The following is an 18,763-nucleotide window of genomic DNA, read 5'->3' on the forward strand; positions in this document are numbered from 1 at the left end:
GGTCGGGGACAACACCACGAAGCGGAGACACCACGCATGAGACCCACCCTCACGGTCGGCACCGCCCTGGTCGCCACCGTGGCACTCGCCCTGCCCGCACACGCGGCCACCGCCAACCTGCCCGGCGGCACCAGCATCGGCGTCACGATCACCAGCCCGGCACCGAACGCCGTCGTGGTCCCCGGCCCCGTCACGGTCACCGGCCAGGCCACCATCGGCACCGGCGTCGCCGTCGTCGACACCGCACTGACCTACGTGCTCGACGTGTCCGGCTCCACCGGCGCCGGCGTCGCCGCCGGCTGCGGCGGCGACCAGAACGGCGACGGCCAGCCCGACACGGTCCTCGACTGCGAGGTCGCCGCCGCGAAGGCGCTCAACGCCAAGGCCGCCGTCCCGAACACCGTCGTCGGCAGCGTCGGCGCCGCCGTGTTCGGCTCCGGCGGCGCCGCGCTCGACATCAGCCCCGCCGCCGGCGACCAGAAGATCGCCGCCCCCGGCGCCGACGTCAACACCAACGGCACCGCCGACATCGCCGAAGCCCTGGGCAGCGCCCGCTTCGGCGGCGCCGAACTGTTCACCCCACGCAGCGTCAGCACCGGCACCAACTACGCCGCCGGCCTGACCGCCGGCCTCGACTCCGCCACCGCCGCACCCCAGCAGCGCAAACTGATGATCTTCATCTCCGACGGTGCCGGCGGCGGCAACGTCGACGCACTGCTGCAGCAGGCCGTGGACGCCGGCATCAAGATCTTCACCTTCGCCGTGTCCAACGGCGTCGCCTGCGACCTCGCCGGCTCCCAGAGCTCACTGCGCAAGATCGCCGAGACCACCGGCGGCACCTGCACCGAGGTCCCCGACGTCTCCCGGCTGCCCGACGTCGTCCCCGGCGTCATCTCCTCCAAGCTCACCCAGCTCACCCTCACGGTCGACGGCGGCGGCGACCTCCCGATCACCCAGATGACCCCCAGCCTGCCCCAGGACGGCCCCGCGACCGTCGGCTACACCGTCGACACCCCCGCACTCACCGCCGGAACCCACGAGCTGTGCGTCACCGCCCGCGGCACCGACGGCGGGGGAGCGGGCAGCGTCACCGAGTGCACCACCGTCCGCGTCAACGCCCCACCCGTCGTCGTGCCCGGCGGCCCCTACGCGGGCCAGGAAGGCACCGCCGTCGCACTGGCCGGCCAGGTCACCGACCCCGACGGCCCCTCGCTGAGCACCTCCTGGACCGCCACCCCGCAGTCCGGCGTCGACGCGGGCGCCACCTGCACCTTCGCCAACCCCGCCGCCCAGGCCACCACCGTCACGTGCACCGATGACGGCGTCTGGACACTGCGGCTGACCGCCGACGACGGCATCAACCCCTCCGCCACCGCCACCACCACGCTCACCCTGACCAACGTCGCCCCGAACGTCACCCTCACCGCCGACAAGACCCTCCTCACCCGCGGCACCACCGTGAACTTCACCGCGCCGTTCACCGACATCGCCGCCAACGACAAGCACACCTGCACGTTCGACTACACCGACGGCGGCCCGGTGCACAACGGCACCGTCAACCAGAACGCCAAGACCTGCACCGGCTCACACGCCTTCACCACGCTCGGCGTGCACAACGTCCTCGTGACGGTGACCGACGACGACGGCGGCTCCGCCACCGCGGTGCTCCCCGTCGTCGTCTACCTGCGCGGCGAGGCGTGGGCACTCTCAGCGAGTGGCCTGATCACCGTCGCCAAGACCCCGCACGCCACCTGCCCGCCCAACGAGGACAAGACCGTCGCGGCGATCAACGTCCTGGGCCTCGCCGCGGTCAACGCCCTGCACGCCGACTGCACCCTCGACCCCGTCACCGGCCGCACCCACGCCAACGCGCGCGTTGAAGGCGCCACCCTGCTCGGCGGCGCCATCCAGCTCAACGCCGTCGAAGCCTCCTGCGTCAGCGACTCCCGCGCCGTCACCGGCACCTCCACGGTCGGCAGCCTCAACGGCCGGCCGATCGGCTCCGCACCCGCCACCATCGGCATCCCCGGCGTCGCCACCGTCCACCTCAACGAGACCACCACCGGACCGAACGGCCAGCTGGTCCAGAACGCCGTGCGCGTGCAGACCCTGCTCGGCCAGCAGATCATCGTGAGCGCGTGCCGCCTGGGCTGACCTAGGCCAGCGCCCGCAGGATGATCCGTTCGACCACGCGCGTCTTGGCGTCGGCGTAGTCCTGGACCCGGTCCCAGGCCTGGCCCGCCAAGGCGCGTTTGGTCCGTTCGTACTCGGCCCGGTCCGCGGGGTGGGTGCGCAGCCGGTCGCGGAACACCAGCATCCGGTCGATCTCCTCACACGCGGGGGAGAAGACGTGCAGGTTCACGTCCGGATCGTGGTCACGCAGCAACCGGTGCTCGTGCCACCCGTGCTCCCGCGCCCACAGGTGATAACCCGCCCGGACCAACGCCGGCACATACGCGTCCTCGTCATTCGAATCCGCCACGACCAGCAAGACGTCGATCAACGGCTTCGCCGCCAACCCCGGCACCGACGTCGACCCCACGTGCTCCACTCGCAGCACCGCCGGCCCCAACGCACCCCGGATCCGCGCCGCCTCCCGCTCGTACCAACACGGCCATTCCGGGTTGGAGTCCTCCAGCACGATCCGCCCCACCCGCGCCGGCGTCTCCGCCACGAACTCCACGTCGTCCGACGGCAACCGCCACTCCACATAGGCGCGCTCGAGGATCTCCAGCACCACCTCGTTCTTCGCCGCCGCGTACTCCTGCACCCGGTCCCACTCCCGCCCGGCCAGCTCCCGCTTGGTCCGCGCGTACAGCTCACGATCCTCGTCACCGGCCCTGAGCCAGTCCCGGAACATCCGGTGCCGCCGCACCTGCGCACACCCACGCGGGAACACGTGCAGGTTGATGTTCGTGTCCGGCCCTTTCACGATCCGGTGGTGGTGCCAGTCGTCCTCCCGCACCACCACCCGGTACCAGACCGCCTCCAACGCCGGCACGTAGGACGCCTCGTCGTCCGGGTCCTCCACGACCAGCATCAGGTCGACCACCGGCTTCGCACACAACCCCGGCACCGACGTCGACCCCACGTGCTCCAGCTCCGCACCCGGCAGAGCCCCCTCGATCCTCGCCTGCTCCCGCTGGTACAGACCCGGCCAGGCAGGGTCGTACTCGGCCAGCTCGATTCTCACGGCCTTCCCCCAAGTCGTCCGATGGGCAGCCGACCAGAACATCAACTACCGAACAGCTCACCCACCGAACCGACCCGCTCCAGCACCTCGTCCGCCGTGAACACCAGGTCCTCCGGCACCTCGCAGTCCTCCACCTCGTCCCACGTCACCGGCGTCGACACCGTCGGCCGCTCCCGCGCCCGCAACGAGTACGGCGCCACCGTCGTCTTCGCCGGGTTGTTCTGCGACCAGTCGATGAACACCTTCCCGGTCCGCGCCGCCTTCGCCATCGTCGCCACGACCAGCTTCGGGTGCTCCTTCGCCAACCGCTGCGCCACCACCTTCGCGTACTCCGACGTGTCCTTCGCCGGCGCGTACGCGTACACCTGCATCCCCTTGTTCCCCGACGTCTTCGCCCACGAGTCCACACCGTCGTCATCCAGCACGGTCCGGATCTCCTGCGCCACCACCGAACACTCCACGATCGTCGCCGGCGCACCCGGATCCAGGTCGAACACCAGCAGATCCGGATCCCGCTTGCCCCCGCGCGGACCCACCGTCCACTGCGGAACGTGCAACTCCAACGCCGCCAGGTTCGCCAGCCACACCAACGTCGCCAGCTCGTCCACCATCACGTAGTTCACGAACTCGTTGCCCTTGGAGCTCCCCGGCGACTCCAACCGCATCGTCCGCACCCACTCAGGACGGTGCTCCGGCGCGTTCTTCTCGAAGAACCACTTGCCGTCCACCCCGTTCGGATACCGCTTCAACGTCACCGGACGATCCTTGAGGTGGGGGAGCAGCACCGGCGCGATCCGGGTGTAGTAGTCGATCACCTCACCCTTGGTGAACCCGAACTCCGGGTACAGCACCTTGTCCAGGTTCGTCAGCTTCAGCACCCGGTCCTCGACCCGCACCGACACTTCCCTCGGCGCATCACTGCTCAACCCGGCGCACCTCCTCAGGCGACTTGTCCGGCCGCAAACCACGCCACGCCGGAAACCGCATCCGCCCGTCCGGCGTCCACTGCCGGAACACCACCTCGGCCACCAGCTCCGGCTCGACCCACTTCGCGCCCCTCGACCGCTCCCGCGGCATCTCCGTCACGAACGGCGACGACCTGCGCGCCAACGCCTTCAACCGCGGCGTCAGCACCGCCAGCTCCGCATCGTTGAACCCCGTGCCCACCGACCCCGCGAACGCCAGCCCGTCACCCCGCGGAATACCCAGCAACAACGCGCCGATCACCCCCGCACGCTTGCCTTCACCCATCCGCCAGCCCCCGATCACCACCTCCTGCGCCATCAAATCGGTGATCTTGCGCCACACCGGCGACCGCATCCCCGGCTGGTACACCGAGTCCACCCGCTTCGCCACCACACCCTCAAGCCCCTGCTCACGACTCGCCGCCAGCACCGCGGCACCATCGGTGTCATACGACGGGGGAGTGAGCCACGTCGGGCCCTTCAGCTCCAACCCCCGGAGCAACTCCCGGCGCTTCACGAAAGGAAGCTGCAACAAGGACGTGCCATCAAGGTGCAACAGGTCGAACAGCAACAACGTGATCGGGTACTGACGAGCCGCCCGCCGCGCCGCATCCGACTTGCTCACGTGCATCCGGTTCTGCAACGCGCTGAAACTCGGCCGCCCGTCCCGCAACGCCACGATCTCACCGTCGAGCAACGCCTCCGTCGACCCCAGCTGCTCACCCACCGCCTGCAGCTCCGGATACGCCACCGTGATGTCGTTGCCCAACCGCGACCACGCCTGCACCCGGCCACCCTCGACCCGCAGGATCGCCCGGACACCATCCCACTTGAACTCATACGCCCACTGGTCGTCATCATCGGCCGGCAGGGGACCCGGCACCGCCAGCATCGGCTTCACCTGCTCGGGAAGCACCTGCCAGTCCGGCCGCGCATTCGCATGCCGGCGCTTCACCATCCAGTTCTTCCCGTCCTCACCCGAACGGAAGAACACGAACTGCCCCTCGACCCGACCCCCGCGCAAGACCACGTCGACCTCACGGTCAGACCACTTCACCGTCTCATAACGGCCGTGGTCCCAGATGAACATCGACCCGCCGCCGTACTCACCCTTCGGAATCTCACCCGAGAACTCCGCGTACTCCAACGGGTGATCCTCGGTGTGCACCGCCAGCCGCACCACATCCGTCGTCGGCGGCAACCCCTTCGGCACCGCCCACGACACCAGCACACCACCCCGCTCCAACCGCACATCCCAATGCAGGCTCGACGCGTGGTGCTCCTGAATCACGAACGTGTCATCGTCGCCCCGCGGAAGCGCGGCGGCATCAGGCACGGGCTCCGGCGTCCTGCCCGGATCCCGCTTGCGCCGGTACTCGTCGAGCCCGGCCATCTACGCCGACGAAGCCTTCTTCTTCGGAGCCGACTTCTTCTCCGACGCCCCCTTACGACCCGCCTTCGCCTTCTCGACGCTGCGCTCCAACGCCGTCATCAGGTCGATCACATCACCCTTGTCCTCCGACTCGGGCTGCTCAGGCAACTCCGCACCCTCCGCCTTCGCCGCGATCACCTTCTCCAGCGCATCCCGGTAGTCATCGGTGAACGTGCCTGGATCGAAATCACCCGCCATCGACTCCACCAGCGACGTCGCCATCTTCAACTCCTGCGGCCGCACCTCCACATCGGAGTCCAGGAAGTCGAACTCCGCCTTGCGGATCTCGTCCGGCCACAACATCGTGTGCAACACCAGCACGTCCTCACGCGCCCGCACCGTCGCCAGGGTCTCCTTCTGCCGCATCGTGATCTTCACGACCGCCATCTGACCCGTCTTCACCAACGCCTCGCGCAACAACACGTACGGCCGCGCCGCCGCCTTGTCCGGCTCCAGGTAGTACGTCTTCTGGAAGTAGATCGGATCGATCTCCTCCGCCGGCACGAACTCCAGCACCTCGATCGACTTGTCCGTCTTCACCGGCAGCTTCTCGAAGTCCTCGTTCTCCATGATCACCATCCGGCCGTCGTCCAACTCATAGCCCTTGGTGATGTCGCCGTACTCCACCTCATCGCCGCACACCGAACAGACACGCTTGTACTTGATGCGCCCGCCATCCTCACGGTGCACCTGGTTGAAACGGAAGTCGTGCTCCTCGACAGCCGTGTAGAGGCGCACGGCGATCGTCACCAACCCGAAGGAGATGGCCCCACGCCACACGGATCTCATTCTCACTGAGTACCCCTGAAATGCGGTTTTCGCACTATCAGGTCACCCACTCGGCCTAACGATCCGGCAACAGGGCGACCCCGGCTCCACCAGCAGAATGCCCCGCACCACTGGAACCCGGCTAGGACCCGCCGTCCTCCTGCGACACCCGGCCCAACGCCCGATACGTCCGATTGCTCGCCACCGCCGCCCGCCGCTCCCGCGCCGTCGCCTCGATGTAGTTCTGACTCGTCGCCAAACTCGCATGCCCCAGCAACACCATGATCTCGCTCGCCGACGCCCCGTCCTCCGCCAACCGCGTCGCGAACGTGTGCCTGAGCGCATGCAAACTCGCCCCCGTCGGCACCCGGTCGTGCAACCCCGCCCACCGGAAACACGACTTCACCAGGTACTCCAACCCACCCCGCCCGATCGGCTCACCATGCCGATCCCGCAACAACGCGCTGTCCCGGTCAAACCGCCCCTGCGGAAACCGCTTCCGGCAGCTCACCAGGTACGCGTCCACGATCCGCTCCATCGGCGGCTCGATCGGCACACTCCGATCCCGGTTGCCCTTGCCCTTCACGTGCAACCTCCGGTCACCCTCACGCCCCACGACCGACGCCAGCGTGAGCGTCCGCATCTCCGCACTCCGCAACCCCGCCACCAAACCCAGCGCGATCACCAGCACGTCCCGCTCCGGCCACGGGTCACGACCCTTCCTGGCACCCTCCGCCGCAGCCGTCAGCAGCTCTTCAGGCGTGTCCTCACCGCGCAACGGCTTGGGAATCAGGGGAGGGGTCTTCGGCCGGGCGACCGCACCCATCGGGTTCCCGGCGATCAGGTCCTCGGCCACGCAGAACGTCAGGAACTGGTTCCACGTCGACCACGCCCGCAACACCGAGCTCTTGGCATGGGTGTCCGCGAACAACCCGAAAGCCTGACGCAGGTTCCCGCCGGTGAGGTCGGCGATCGTCAGGTCCTCGGCAGGGGAGTGGAGCGCCTCGGCGAGCAGCACGGTGATGCCCTGGAGATCCCGCTGGTAGGCGGCGGTGGTGTGCGGCGAGTCCTTCCGCGACCGGCGGGCGAGGAAGAAGGCGTCCTGAGCGGCGAGCACGTGCATATGGATCTTGTACCGCACGACACCGACAATTCCCGCACTCGTGCTGGATAATGGCGATTATGCATGAAATGTCCGTTTCGCCGGACTTGGGCGGTCGACTGTGCGGCGGATGTTCTGCGGGGAGCCCGCGTCACGATTCACCGGTTCGTGCGTCTCTTCCACAACCAGTCGATGCCGACCGCGCTCCGGCATCGCCGAGGTTCGAGGTTCAGGCGTCTGCCGGGGTGTCGGTCAACCTGCCCGTCGGCGACACCCGCAGACGCACCTGACGCCAGTCGGTTCGCCGGCCGGATTCGGCCTCTCTCGGACGATCTTCGCAGGTCGCCGTTTCGCCGATAATCTACATTATGTCAAGTAACGTGGATTCGCCGCCGGTGGAGCCCTCCTCCCGCCATCATCGGCCGCATGTCGTCCGACTGGGACCGGTTCCTCGAGTGCGCACCCTGGTTCGTCCAACCCGGTGAGGCCGTCGAGGTCGGCTCGCCCGGCCCGTGGGCGCGCGGTGGTGTGGACGGTTTGCCCGAGCTGTCCGCTCTGCTGGCCGCTGCGTCCGTGACGCCGTTGTCCGCGGCGGGTCGTTCGCTGGAGTTGCTGTCCTGGGGTCGTTCTGGTGAGCGGTACGGCTGGGTGTCGTTGCCGCGCCGGTAGATGCTCCGGTGGGCGTGCCGGAGGTGCTGCGCCGGTTCTGGAGTGTGTGCGGTGGCGTGGTCGAGTGGTTCGCGGAGCCGAAGACGTGGTGGTACTGCCATACCGAGGTGTTGACGGTGTCGGCGGCGAGGCACGGGCTGGCGTCGGTCGTCGCGGAGTACGAGTGGATGTGGCGGGATGCGGGTCTGGTGGTGCCGGTGGAGGCGATGCGGTCTTACGTCACCGTGGCGATAGAGGCCAACGGGATCATGACCGCGGCTCATCGCGATACGGGTGATCTGGTGTTGTTCGCGCCGGATCATTCGTTCGACGGTGTGACGCCGTTGCGGGGGTCGCCGCCGTTGTCGTTGTACGGGTTCGACGAGGTGCCGGATGTGGCGGCGTGGGTCGAGGTGTGTGCTCGGGCGTGGCGTCCGGAGGTGGTCTGACCTGGGCCTCTCCCCTGTTGAAATGATCTTGTCAGGGGTGCTTGGCACACTTGGGTTCATGCGATTCGCGATCTATGTGCCGTGTTTTGGTCCGGAGCTGGGTGATCCGTCGGTGTTGGTGTCGCTGGCGGTCGCGGCGGAGGAGGCGGGCTGGGACGGGTTCTTCCTGTGGGACCACGTGGTGGTGCCGGAGGAGCCGGTGGTGGCGGATGTGTGGGTGACGTTGGGTGCGGTGGCGGCGCGGACGTCGTCGATCCGGTTGGGGCCGATGGTGACGTCGTTGGGGCGGCGGCGGCCGTGGAAGGTGGCGTTGGAGGCGTCGTCGTTGCAGCGGTTGTCGGGTGGTCGGTTGACGCTCGGCATCGGTGCGGGTGTGCCGCAGGACTTCGTGCCGTTCGGTGAGTCGTTGTCCCGGGCGGAGGCGATGTCGGAGGGTGTGGAGCTGCTGCGGGCGTTGTTGTCCGGTGAGGTGGTTGATTACCGGGGTTCGGTGTTCCGTGCGGAGGGTGTGCGGTTCGCGCCGGTGGACGTGCCGATCTGGGTGGGTGGTATGTGGCCGCGGCAGGCGCCGTTCCGTGCGGCTGCTCTGGCGGATGGTCTGGTGCCGGCGGTGTTCGACGAGTCGGGTTTGGCGGTGGTCTCCCCTGCTGATGCGGCGCGGATCAGGGCGGAGTTCGTGGCGTCGGGTGGGCCGGTTGGCGGCGATCTGGCGGTGTGGGGTCCGGGGTTGTCGGATGTGGGTGCGTATGAGGAGGCGGGGGTGACGTGGGTGTTCACCGATGGTGGTGTGTCGTCGTTGGGTGAGTTGCGGGCGTTCGTGGCGGCTGGTCCCCCGCGGTGAGGGTCGGGTGTGGTGGGGGTCAGGCGTGGAGGCCTTCGAGGAGGGTGTCGAGGTAGCGGTGGGCGGAGGTGATGCGGTCGTCGGGTTTGTCGCCGTGGACGAGGACGGCGTAGGCGATGCCGCACATGAGGGGGACGATGTCGCTGTCGTGGACGGTGGGGCGGACGTGGCCTGCGTCGCGGGCGCGGGCGAAGAGGGCGTTGCCGATTGACCAGAGTTGTTGTTTGAGCTCGGTGGTGTGTGGGAGTGCGTCGGTGGTGGCGGCGACGACTTTGACCATGGAGGGGTCGGTGACCTGGGCTTCGACGGTGCGTTCGAGGAAGTCGCGCAGGGCGTGCCAGGGGTCGTCGGCGGTGAGTGCTTGCCGGCCGTGTGCGGTGAGGTGTTCGAGGCGGGGGGTGGCGATGGTTTCGAGGAGTGCTTCGGTGGTGGCGAAGTGGCGGTAGACGGTGCCGACGCCGAGTCCGGCTCGGCGTGCGACGTCGTTGAGCTGGAGGGGGGTGCCTTCGTCGACGAGTTCGCGGGCCACGGCGGTGATGCGGTCCCAGTTGCGGGCGGCGTCCTTGCGCTGTGGCGGCATGCGACCAGTCTATTTGGATAGCCCATCCGGATCTGGGTGGCTGGGCCCGAGTGGCGCGTGCCGTTCACTGAGTCGGCGGACGGCGTCGATCACGCTGGGTTGTTGTGCGGCGCGGTGGGGGGTGGTGGGTTTCCCGTTCGGCCCGATGAGGACACCCGTTCGGCCGTGCAGTGCCGGGTCGGTGGCGGCGATGATCGAGGGCCGTGCGGCGTGGGCGGCGGGGCCGGCGGTGGAGCGGGCGAACTTGCGCTTGACCAGTGGCCAGAGCAGGCGCAGTGGTGGCGAGACGATGTTCGGGTCGCTCATGGTGCCGTTGGTCATGTCGGTGGCTGCTCCCCCTGGGTCGGCGGCGAGCACGGTGATGGCGTCGGTGCGCGTACTGAGGTCGAGGGTGTAAGCGAGGTTTGCGAGCTTGGCGCGCCCGTACCAGTGGAAGCCGTAGTAGCCGCCGGGCGGTTCGACGTGGTTGAAGGTCTTCTTGGCCGCGACGACGGCTCCGGAGGTCACGTTGACGACGCGTCCGGTGATCACGGGGAGCAGCAGCTCGGTGAGCAGGTAGGGCGAGAGGTGGTTGACGACGAACGACGCCTCGACGCCGTCGATCTGCTGGCGGCGCGGGAACATCGCGCCGACGTTGTTGACGAGCACGTCGAGCGGCCCTTCGTCGGTGAGCGTCTTCGCGAGCGCGCGCACCTCGCTCAGTGAGGCGAGGTCGGCGCGGAGAAACCGTGCCTCTCCCCCGATCCGCGCGACTGCCTCCTCCCCTCGCCGCGGGTCGCGTCCGACGACGGTGACGGCGAAGCCTTCTCGTGCGAGTCCTTTCGCGGTCTCCAGTCCGATGCCGGCGGTTCCGGCGGTTACCACGGCCGTGCGTGTCATCACGTCTCCAATGCGGATAGTCGATCCGTTTTGAACGCTAGCACATCCGGATGAACTATCCACTTCGCTCGTGCGCAAGAATCCCCGCTCGTGGACCTCGCCGTGATCGCCCAGGCCGCGGGCATGTTCGCCGTCACCAACGTCGACGACCTGGTTGTCCTGGCCCTGTTCTTCGCCCGCGCCCGCTCCGCCTGGCAGGTCGTGGCCGGCCAGTACCTGGGCTTCGCGGGCATCCTCGTGGTGGCGGTGATGGGCTCACTCGGCGCTTCCCTGCTTCCCGAGCACGCCCGCCCCTGGCTCGGTCTGATCCCCCTGGCGCTGGGCTTGAAGGCGGCGTGGGCGTTGTGGCGCGGTGGCGACGACGAGGACGACCCCGACGCGGCCCCCGGCGTCCTGGCGGTCGCGGGCGTGACCCTGGCCAACGGCGGCGACAACATCGGCGTCTACGTCCCCGTCTTCACCGTGACCGACGCCCTCTGGCTCTACGTCACGGTCTTCCTGGTCCTCGTCGGCGTGTGGTGCCTGGCCGGCTGGTTCCTCGCCTCCCGTCAGGTCGTCGCCCGCGCGCTGGCCAAGTGGGGCCACCTCGCCCTGCCGGTGGTGCTGATCGGCATTGGGCTGTTGGTGTTGTTCTCCGGCTGAGCACGCGGCTCATCGGGTAAGAACCTTCGGGTGCGAAGGACCTACAGCTACACCGAGGCCGTGCAGATCCTCGGCGGCAAGGACCACCCGGTCGTGGCCGCCATGGACAAGGCCCTGGGCGGGGCGCTGCTCGCGGGGTCGCTCGGTCTGTGGCAGGTGCTGGACCTGTTCGACGCCAAGCCGGACTTCACCCGCCTGTTCTCCGAGCTGGTCACCAAGCTGTCCGACAAGAGGCGCGGTCTGAGCCGCTACGACCGCACCCAGCGCCTTGCCGCCGCGCACGCGGTCGTGGTGATGACGGCGTTCTTCGAGTCCCTGCAGGCGCTGGAACTCCCGTTCCGCCTCTCGCCCGCCGACACCGAGCACGTCCACGGCTTCGCGCCGTTCGAACAGTCGCTGCCGCTGCCCAAAGCCGGTCGCCCCTACGAGGACAATCTGCGCCGGATCGCCGAGTTGTACGAACACCTCACCGCGGACACGTCATCGGTGCTGCTGGCGCTCAGCCACTGGGACCAGCTGACCGAGACCGAGGCCGGCCGGGTGCTGACCCAGCTCGCCCCGCTGCCGGGCCGTGCCCTCGCCCGCTACGAGGAGCTGTTCCGCCAGCTCGCCGTCGACTTCCCGGAGATCGCGTTCTGGTGCTCCCTCGAGGACCACCGCGGCACCCGAGCCGCCCTCGCGCGCCTGGAGGAGGTTCTGCGCGAGACGACCACCGACATCACCGCCGACACCCGCCAGACCGAGCTGTGCGCCGTCTACCGGGCCGCCCTGGACCGCCCGCTGCTCAGGTCCGGCGACATCCCTAACGGCCTGCGCGTGCCGACCCTGGGTGAGGCGTACGTCGACCCGCGCTTCCAGGTGCTGGGCAGCAGCGACCGCCCGCTGGTCCCCTCGATCGCCGACTCCTGGGCGGACGTCCCGGAGCGTGCGGACCTCGACGGCTTCCTCGCCGGTCACCTGACCTCGCCGCGCGCGTGCAACGCTCCCCTGCTGGTCCTGGGCGACCCCGGCTCCGGCAAGTCGGTGCTGACCGAGATGCTCGCCGCCCGGTTACCCGCCTCCGACTTCGCCGTCGTCCGCATCGAGCTGCGCGACACCCCGGTCGACGCCGACCTCGTGCGCCAGGTCGAACACGGCCTGCACCACCTGCTGGACGACCAGGTCAGCTGGGCCGGCTTCTCCCGTCGAACGGGTGGCGCGGTGCCGGTGGTGATCCTCGACGGCCTGGACGAGCTGATGCAGGCCACCGGTGTCGGCCAGACCCGGTACCTGACGACGATCGCCGAGTTCCAGGAGAGGCTGCGGGCCAAGGGGCGTCCGGCGATCTTCGTGGTGACGAGCCGGTTGAGCGTCTGCGCGGGGATGGAGCTGCCGCCGTGGTCGTCGGTGGTGCGGTTGCTGCCGTTCTCGGACGACCAGGTCCGCCAGTGGCTCGACGTGTGGAACGCGTCCAACCCTCCGTTGCCCGCCGAGGTGGCGTTGTCGTACCCGGATCTCGCCGCCCAGCCGCTGTTGTTGCTGATGCTGGCGCTGTTCGAGGCGGTCGACGGCTCCCTGCAACGGGACCGCGCCTCGCTGAGCCAGGCCCAGCTCTACGAACGCCTGCTGTCCCGTTTCGCCGAACGCGAGATCACCAAGTCCGGGGCCTCCCGCTCGGCCGCCGACGTGCGGGCCGATGTCGAGTTCGAGCTGGACCGGCTGTCGGTGGTGGCACTGGCGATGTTCAACCGTGGCGCCCAGTGGGTGACCGAACAGCAGGTCTCGGCTGACCTGGCGGTGCTGCTGGAGGTGGAGTCGGCGGACCGGTCGGTGGGGACGCGGACGCCGTTGTCGGCGGGTGAGCTGGCGCTGGGGCGGTTCTTCTTCGTGCAGAAGTCGGAGGCGGTGCGCGGGGACGACACCCGGCTGGCGACCTACGAGTTCCTGCACGCCACCTTCGGCGAGTACCTGGTGGCGCGGTTCGCGTGGCGGACGTTGCTGGAGCTGCACCGGGAGGATTCGGCCCGGTCGCGGCGGAAGTCCACTGTGGATGACACGGAGCTGTACTCGGTGTTGTCGTACATGACGTTGACGACGAGCCAGCCGGTGCTCGGCTTCCTGCGCAACCTGTCGGTCGGTTCCGATCGTGATGGTTTGTTCGGCTTGGTGGTGCGGCTGCTCGCGACGCGCGACGACCGACGGCTCTCCCGTGGCACCTACGAACCCGTGCCCACGGTGGATTCCGTGCGCGATGCCAGATATGCGGTGAACTTGGTCGTACTGGCGTTGCTGCTGCGACGACGGATCTACGCCTCGGACATCGGCTTCCACGTGGACGACTGGCAGCGGGCCGCGTTGTTCTGGAAGTCACGGCTGCCCAGGGCGGAGTGGGCGAGCGTCGTCAGGATGCTGTGGGTCGACCGGGACCCGGACCGCCACTTCTCCGTGAGCCTGAGCGGTCCGAAGCGGTCGACAGGGGTGGTGGGCATTGGGACGACTGAGCCTTACCTCACCCTGGACGAGGTTGGCCTCATGATCCGGGAGGCGCTGGCGCCGCTGATCTCCGCCTACGGGTTTCGGGTGGCGGCAGCATTGGTCGAACTGTCGGCCGCCACGGTCCACGACTGGTTGCCCGCGCTCACCCTGCTCGCGGACGCTTCTCCTCCCGAGGACCTGCTCGTCAGGGAGGTGAGCGCGCGGCTCGGCCGGGGCGGTGACGATCGTGCGATTCTCGCGGAGTTCAGCGGCATCCCGTTCAACCAGTGTCCCGAAGCGCTGGACGCCATGCTGCGGCTGCACGAGCAGGACTCGCCGGTGCTGTCCGAGGACTGGCGGATCAGGGGCAGCCTGGTCGTGCTGGTGCGTGAAGCGTTGGAGGCACCTGAGCAGGTTTGGCCGGACCTGCTCAAGCGGGCCACAGCGGCCGCGCACGACTTGGGTCTGCAACGGCCTCCGACAAAGCCGCCGCCAGCCCCGACAGATCCTCCTCGCTGAGGTCCCTCTCCCCCACCCTGCGCAACACCTCCGTCCGCGAGCACACCACCACCGCCCCCAGGCACGCCCCCAACTCCGCCGCCGCCACGATCTCGGGCACCCCGTTGTGCACGACCAGGATCGGGTCGAGGGTCTCGGTGTAGAGCAGGTGCTCGATGTCCCGCCCGGTGATGGCCATGGTCAGTCTTGTACGGCGCGGGCGTAGCGGGCCGCAAGGGTGCGAACGTGTGCAACCAGGTCGGGTGGTGAGGTGACTTCGAAGTCGAAGCCGAGCATGCTGATCCACACCGCGAGGGTCTCGACGGAGTCGGAGCCGGTCACGAGCACGCAGGAGGTCTCGTCGACGGCTTCGACGGTGCCGATGGCCGGGCTGATGCGGGCGATGACGTCGTGTGCCGGGGCGTGGACGGTGACGCGGGCGAGGTAGCGCCAGGCGGCTGAGGTCACCCGGGAGGCGACGAAGGTGGTGGCGTCGAACTCGCGTGGGGTGAAGCGGGGGCCGTGGGGTGGTGTGGGGCGGGTGATGCGGTCGACGCGGAAGCTGCGCCAGTCCTGCTTGTCGGCGTCCCAGGCGACGAGGTACCAGCGGCGGCCCCAGTTGACGAGGCGGTGTGGTTCGGCGCGGCGGCGGGTGGGGGTGCCGTCGTGGGCTGTGTAGTCGAAGCGGATGGTGTCGCTGTCGCGGCAGGCGGCGGCGAGGGTGGTGAGCAGTTCGGGGTCCACGGCGGGGGCCGGGGTGTCCCTGGGAACGGACTCGACGCCGTCGAGTGCGGAGACGCGGTGGCGCAGGCGGGACGGCAGGACCTGTTCGAGTTTGAGCAGGGCGCGCAGGGAGACCTCCTCCAGGCCGGTGACCGGGGTGGTGCGCAGGGCCACGGCGACGGCGACGGCCTCGTTGTCGTCGAGCAGCAGCGGGGGTAGTTCGGCGCCGGCGCCGAGGCGGTAGCCGCCGAAGCTTCCGGTGGTGGCGTTGACGGGGTAGCCGAGCTCGCGCAGCCGGTCGACGTCGCGGCGGACGGTGCGGGGGCTGATCCGCAGCTCGTCGGCGAGCTCGGAGCCCTGCCAGTCGCGGCGGGACTGCAGCAGTGCGAGCAGGCGCAGCAGGCGCGCCGAGGTCTCCAACATGACCGAAACTTTAGGACAGGAGGTGGCCTCAATGGCCGATAACGTGCGGGTTATGACGGAGATCAGGGATTTTCGGGTGGCGGTCGACGCGGCGGACGTCGACGAGCTGAAGCTGCGGCTCGCGCGCACCCGGTGGACCGACCAGGTTCCGGGTGCGGGTGATCTGTACGGCGACGACGTGGCGAAGGTCCAGGAGCTGGCGCGGTACTGGGCGGAGGAGTTCGACTGGGGCGCGGTGCAGGAGCGGCTCAACTCGTTCCCGCAGTTCGTCACCGAGGTCGACGGCGCGAACGTCCACTTCCTGCACGTGCGCAGCGAGAACCCGGACGCGGTGCCGTTGCTGATGGTCCACGGCTGGCCGGGCACGGTGCTGGAGTTCGTGGACGTCATCGAGCACCTGCGCGAGGACTTCCACCTGGTCGTCCCCTCCACGCCCGGTGTCGGGTTCTCCGGTCCGACGACCGAGCGGGGCTGGCACTCCGGGCGGATCGCGCGGGCGTACGCGGAGCTGATGAGCCGGCTGGGGTACGAGCGGTACGGGGTGCACGGCAACGACGCGGGGTCGATCATCGGGCCCGAGGTCGGGCGGGTGGATCCCGAGCACGTGGTGGGTGTGCACGTGACGCAGATCTTCTCGTTCCCGTCGGGTGACCCGGCCGAGATGGAGGGCCTGACCGAGGACGACTTCCGGCGGCTGGGGGTGCTGCAGAACTTCTGGGAGACGATGTCGGGGTACGCGAAGCTGCAGCAGGCGCGGCCGCAGAACGTGGCGTTCGGGCTCGCGGACTCCCCCGTCGGGCAGCTGGCGTGGATCCTGCAGCTCATGGGTGAACCGGCGGTGAGCAGGGACTTCCTGCTGGCCAACGTGTCGGTCTACTGGTTCACCAACACCGCGGGCTCCTCGGCGCGGCTGTACTTCGAGGACGCGCACCGCGAGGACGCCTCCAGCGAGCCGACGACGTTCCCGATGGGGGTGGCGATCTTCCCCGACGACTTCCAGACCATCCGCCGCTTCGCCGAGCGCGACCACCACAACCTGGTGCACTGGTCGGAGTTCGAACGCGGCGGGCACTACTCCGGGCACGAGGCGCCGGACCTGCTCGCGAACGACCTGAAGGTGTTCTTCGCGAAGCTGTAGGGCGTAGCGGACAGGCGGTCAGGGCACCCCTGCGCGATGGCGCAGTGGGTCGAGGCGGGACTGTGGGGACTGGCGGGTGGCGGCGCGCTCGTGGTGGGCGCGCTGGTCGCCTGGTTCGTGCGCGTGCCGCGCGACGTCGTGGCGGTGGTGATGGCGTTCGGCGCGGGCGTGCTCATGGCGGCCGCGGCGTTCGAGCTGGTGGACGAGGCCGAGCAGACCGGTGGCCTGCTCGCCACCGCGGCCGGGTTCTGCGGTGGGGCGGTCGTCTACGTCGCGGCGAACGTGGTGCTCGCCCGGTACGGCGCCCGGCACCGCAAACGGGCCGCCGACCAGCCCTCCGAGGCGCAGCAGGCCGGTAGCGGCACGGCGATCGCGGTGGGCGCGCTGCTCGACGGGGTGCCGGAGTCGGTGGTGCTGGGCGTGTCGCTGCTCGGTGGCGGCGGGGTCGGTGTGGCGATGGTGGTCGCGGTGGTCATCTCCAACGTCCCGGAAGGACTGTCCAGCGTGGCCGGCATGAAGCAGGCCGGACGCGGGCCGGGGTACGTGTTCGGGGTGTGGGGTGCGATCGCCGTCGCGAGCGCGGTGTCGGCGGCACTGGGCAACGTGCTGCTCGACGGCGCCTCACCCCAGGTCGTCGCGGTGATCTCGGCGACGGCGGCCGGGGCGATCCTGGCGATGATCGCCGACACGATGATCCCGGAGGCCTACGAGCGGGCCCGCCTCTACACCGGGCTGTGCACCACGGCCGGGTTCCTCACGGCGTTCGTGGTGGAACGGCTGGGCTGACCCGTCCGGGTGGCCGGTGGCGCTCCACCTCACACCGGGTGCTGCCGCCGGACATCACGGCACCCGATGAGGACCTGGTGTCGCTGATCTTCTTCTACGACACTGACCGCGACGCGCGGATCGTGTCGCTCGACGGCCGCTACCCGGAGGTGGTGGGCGGCGAGTACCTGCGAGCCGCGCTCACGGCCGTCTCGACCAGGTAGCAAGGCAAGTCAAGAGGGAGTGTCGTGTCCATCGGTGAGCTCTACGACGTGGTGCTGGACTGCCCCGACCCGGACGAGCTCGCGGAGTTCTACCGCGAGCTGATCGGCGGGAAGGTCACCGACTCCGACGGGTGGTGGACCACGCTGCAGACGCCGAGCGGGATGCGGGTGTCGTTCCAGCGCGTCGACGACTACGAGCCGCCGCAGTGGCCGGGCCAGGAGCACCCGCAGCAGATCCACCTCGACGTGATCGTCGCGAACCTCAACGAGTCCGAGCCGCTCGTGCTGGAACTGGGTGCCACGAAACTCAAGGGCTCGCGGTCCAAGACCGGGTTCCGCGTCTACGCCGACCCCGCCGGGCACCCGTTCTGCCTGGTCACCTGACCTGGGTACCGGGCGGGACCGCCCACACGGTCGCGCCGCGGGTGTCGGTGCTCTCCAGCGTCAACGGCACCGGCACCTCGTAGCGCGCCCGCATCGCGAACTCCGTGCCCGGCAGGTGCGCCCGGTCCGGGTCGCCCAGCAGCACCACGGCGCCGCGGGCCGCCGCCCGGCGCAGGAACGGCAGCACCAGCGCGGTGATCTGCGCGTCGTAGAAGACGTCACCGGCCAGCACCACCTCGGCGCCCGCCGCGTCCCCGGCGAGCCGGTCCTCGGCCAGGGTGCTGACCTGCACGTCGTTGGCGGCGGCGTTGAGCTGCACCGCGGCGAGCGAGAGCGGGTCGATGTCGTTCGCGACGACCTCGCGCGCGCCCGCCAGCGCCGCCGCGATCGCCACCAGCCCCGAACCCGAGGCGAGGTCGAACACCGTGCGCCCGGCGACCAGGCCGGGGTGGTCCAGGACGTGCCGCGCCAACGCCTGGCCACCCGCCCACGGGAACGCCCAGAACGGCGGCTGGTCGTGGTGCGTGCGCTCCCACAGCTCCATGGCCTCGCACGCGCTGTGCAGCACGATCTCGGGCACGAGCGGCACCGGCGTCAAGGTCGTGTTGGCGAGCACGAACTCCGCGAGGGTCGGAGCGGACATGACCGCACAGTG

Annotated in this window: 20 protein-coding genes; 10 read left to right on the plus strand and 10 right to left on the minus strand. The window is 69.4% G+C overall.

All coding sequences use genetic code 11. From position 1 onward, the window contains the following. Positions 1 to 36 precede the first annotated feature (36 nt). Complete coding sequence (locus tag BBK82_RS36760) at positions 37 to 2,154, plus strand: vWA domain-containing protein (protein WP_065919062.1); 2,118 nt, start codon at positions 37 to 39, stop codon at positions 2,152 to 2,154. 1 nt (position 2,155) lies between these two features. On the opposite strand, the gene BBK82_RS55010 is transcribed toward BBK82_RS36760, so the two are convergent. The 5 genes from BBK82_RS55010 to BBK82_RS36785 form a co-directional block, all read right to left on the minus strand. After that, a complete protein-coding gene (locus BBK82_RS55010; RefSeq protein ID WP_237047764.1) occupies positions 2,156 to 3,193 on the minus strand; it encodes a GrpB family protein in 1,038 nt (345 codons plus the stop codon). A 41-nt stretch (positions 3,194 to 3,234) separates the two neighbouring features. Then, positions 3,235 to 4,119, minus strand: a complete 885-nt coding sequence (gene ligD, locus BBK82_RS36770; RefSeq protein WP_083268395.1) for a non-homologous end-joining DNA ligase — start codon at positions 4,117 to 4,119, stop codon at positions 3,235 to 3,237. Continuing rightward, a complete protein-coding gene (ligD, locus tag BBK82_RS36775) occupies positions 4,109 to 5,551 on the minus strand; it encodes a non-homologous end-joining DNA ligase (protein WP_065919064.1) in 1,443 nt (480 codons plus the stop codon). The genes ligD (BBK82_RS36770) and ligD (BBK82_RS36775) overlap by 11 nt, the downstream gene beginning before the upstream one ends. Continuing rightward, the gene (gene ku, locus BBK82_RS36780; RefSeq protein WP_065919065.1) at positions 5,552 to 6,379 is read right to left on the minus strand and encodes a non-homologous end joining protein Ku; all 828 of its coding nucleotides are present in this window, start codon (positions 6,377 to 6,379) and stop codon (positions 5,552 to 5,554) included. Between the two features lie 121 nt (positions 6,380 to 6,500). Further along, positions 6,501 to 7,499, minus strand: a complete 999-nt coding sequence (locus tag BBK82_RS36785; RefSeq protein ID WP_065919066.1) for a tyrosine-type recombinase/integrase — start codon at positions 7,497 to 7,499, stop codon at positions 6,501 to 6,503. A 387-nt stretch (positions 7,500 to 7,886) separates the two neighbouring features. Between BBK82_RS36785 and BBK82_RS53185 the strand changes: the two genes are divergently transcribed. The 3 genes from BBK82_RS53185 to BBK82_RS36795 are packed head-to-tail and all read left to right on the plus strand — an operon-like array spanning position 7,887 to position 9,398. Then, a complete protein-coding gene (locus BBK82_RS53185; protein ID WP_218920458.1) occupies positions 7,887 to 8,129 on the plus strand; it encodes a hypothetical protein in 243 nt (80 codons plus the stop codon). A gap of 8 nt (positions 8,130 to 8,137) precedes the next feature. Next, entirely contained in the window at positions 8,138 to 8,557 is a 420-nt protein-coding gene (locus BBK82_RS53190; RefSeq protein ID WP_218920459.1) for a hypothetical protein, read from the plus strand. Positions 8,558 to 8,615: 58 nt separating this feature from the next. Continuing rightward, positions 8,616 to 9,398, plus strand: a complete 783-nt coding sequence (locus tag BBK82_RS36795) for an LLM class flavin-dependent oxidoreductase (RefSeq protein WP_065919067.1) — start codon at positions 8,616 to 8,618, stop codon at positions 9,396 to 9,398. A 19-nt stretch (positions 9,399 to 9,417) separates the two neighbouring features. Here BBK82_RS36795 and BBK82_RS36800 read toward each other — a convergent pair whose 3' ends face one another. Further along, positions 9,418 to 9,978: a TetR/AcrR family transcriptional regulator gene (locus BBK82_RS36800; RefSeq protein ID WP_065919068.1), complete on the minus strand. Its 561-nt coding sequence runs from the start codon at positions 9,976 to 9,978 to the stop codon at positions 9,418 to 9,420. 9 nt (positions 9,979 to 9,987) lie between these two features. Next, complete coding sequence (locus BBK82_RS36805) at positions 9,988 to 10,857, minus strand: SDR family NAD(P)-dependent oxidoreductase (protein ID WP_065919069.1); 870 nt, start codon at positions 10,855 to 10,857, stop codon at positions 9,988 to 9,990. 90 nt (positions 10,858 to 10,947) lie between these two features. Between BBK82_RS36805 and BBK82_RS36810 the strand changes: the two genes are divergently transcribed. Then, positions 10,948 to 11,499 (plus strand): cadmium resistance transporter, encoded by a 552-nt coding sequence (locus BBK82_RS36810; protein ID WP_065919070.1) that lies wholly within the window; start codon positions 10,948 to 10,950, stop codon positions 11,497 to 11,499. A gap of 30 nt (positions 11,500 to 11,529) precedes the next feature. Beyond that, positions 11,530 to 14,472: an NACHT domain-containing protein gene (locus tag BBK82_RS52455; protein WP_065919071.1), complete on the plus strand. Its 2,943-nt coding sequence runs from the start codon at positions 11,530 to 11,532 to the stop codon at positions 14,470 to 14,472. Here BBK82_RS52455 and BBK82_RS52460 read toward each other — a convergent pair. Both BBK82_RS52460 and BBK82_RS36820 read right to left on the minus strand, forming a co-directional pair. Next, positions 14,384 to 14,650, minus strand: coding sequence for a hypothetical protein (locus BBK82_RS52460; protein ID WP_179953723.1), 267 nt, complete (start codon positions 14,648 to 14,650; stop codon positions 14,384 to 14,386). The two genes, BBK82_RS52455 and BBK82_RS52460, sit on opposite strands and share 89 nt — an antisense overlap. Positions 14,651 to 14,652: 2 nt before the next feature. After that, positions 14,653 to 15,597, minus strand: a complete 945-nt coding sequence (locus BBK82_RS36820) for a helix-turn-helix transcriptional regulator (protein ID WP_065919072.1) — start codon at positions 15,595 to 15,597, stop codon at positions 14,653 to 14,655. Positions 15,598 to 15,649: 52 nt separating this feature from the next. Between BBK82_RS36820 and BBK82_RS36825 the strand changes: the two genes are divergently transcribed. Genes BBK82_RS36825 through BBK82_RS36835 form a run of 4 tightly spaced genes read left to right on the plus strand, consistent with a single transcriptional unit; the run spans position 15,650 to position 18,108 of the window. Then, on the plus strand, positions 15,650 to 16,735 hold the full coding sequence (locus BBK82_RS36825; protein ID WP_065919073.1) for an epoxide hydrolase family protein: 1,086 nt from the start codon (positions 15,650 to 15,652) through the stop codon (positions 16,733 to 16,735). Positions 16,736 to 16,771: 36 nt separating this feature from the next. After that, positions 16,772 to 17,521 (plus strand): ZIP family metal transporter, encoded by a 750-nt coding sequence (locus tag BBK82_RS36830; RefSeq protein WP_065919074.1) that lies wholly within the window; start codon positions 16,772 to 16,774, stop codon positions 17,519 to 17,521. 38 nt (positions 17,522 to 17,559) lie between these two features. Beyond that, positions 17,560 to 17,724, plus strand: coding sequence for a hypothetical protein (locus BBK82_RS49315; RefSeq protein WP_237047765.1), 165 nt, complete (start codon positions 17,560 to 17,562; stop codon positions 17,722 to 17,724). Positions 17,725 to 17,748: 24 nt separating this feature from the next. Next, positions 17,749 to 18,108, plus strand: a complete 360-nt coding sequence (locus tag BBK82_RS36835; protein ID WP_065919075.1) for a VOC family protein — start codon at positions 17,749 to 17,751, stop codon at positions 18,106 to 18,108. Here the strand turns inward: BBK82_RS36835 and BBK82_RS36840 are convergent. Next, positions 18,101 to 18,751: a class I SAM-dependent methyltransferase gene (locus BBK82_RS36840; protein ID WP_065919076.1), complete on the minus strand. Its 651-nt coding sequence runs from the start codon at positions 18,749 to 18,751 to the stop codon at positions 18,101 to 18,103. The genes BBK82_RS36835 and BBK82_RS36840 overlap by 8 nt on opposite strands. Positions 18,752 to 18,763: the final 12 nt, after the last annotated feature.

Source organism: Lentzea guizhouensis (assembly GCF_001701025.1).
Classification (GTDB): Bacteria; Actinomycetota; Actinomycetes; order Mycobacteriales; family Pseudonocardiaceae; genus Lentzea; species Lentzea guizhouensis.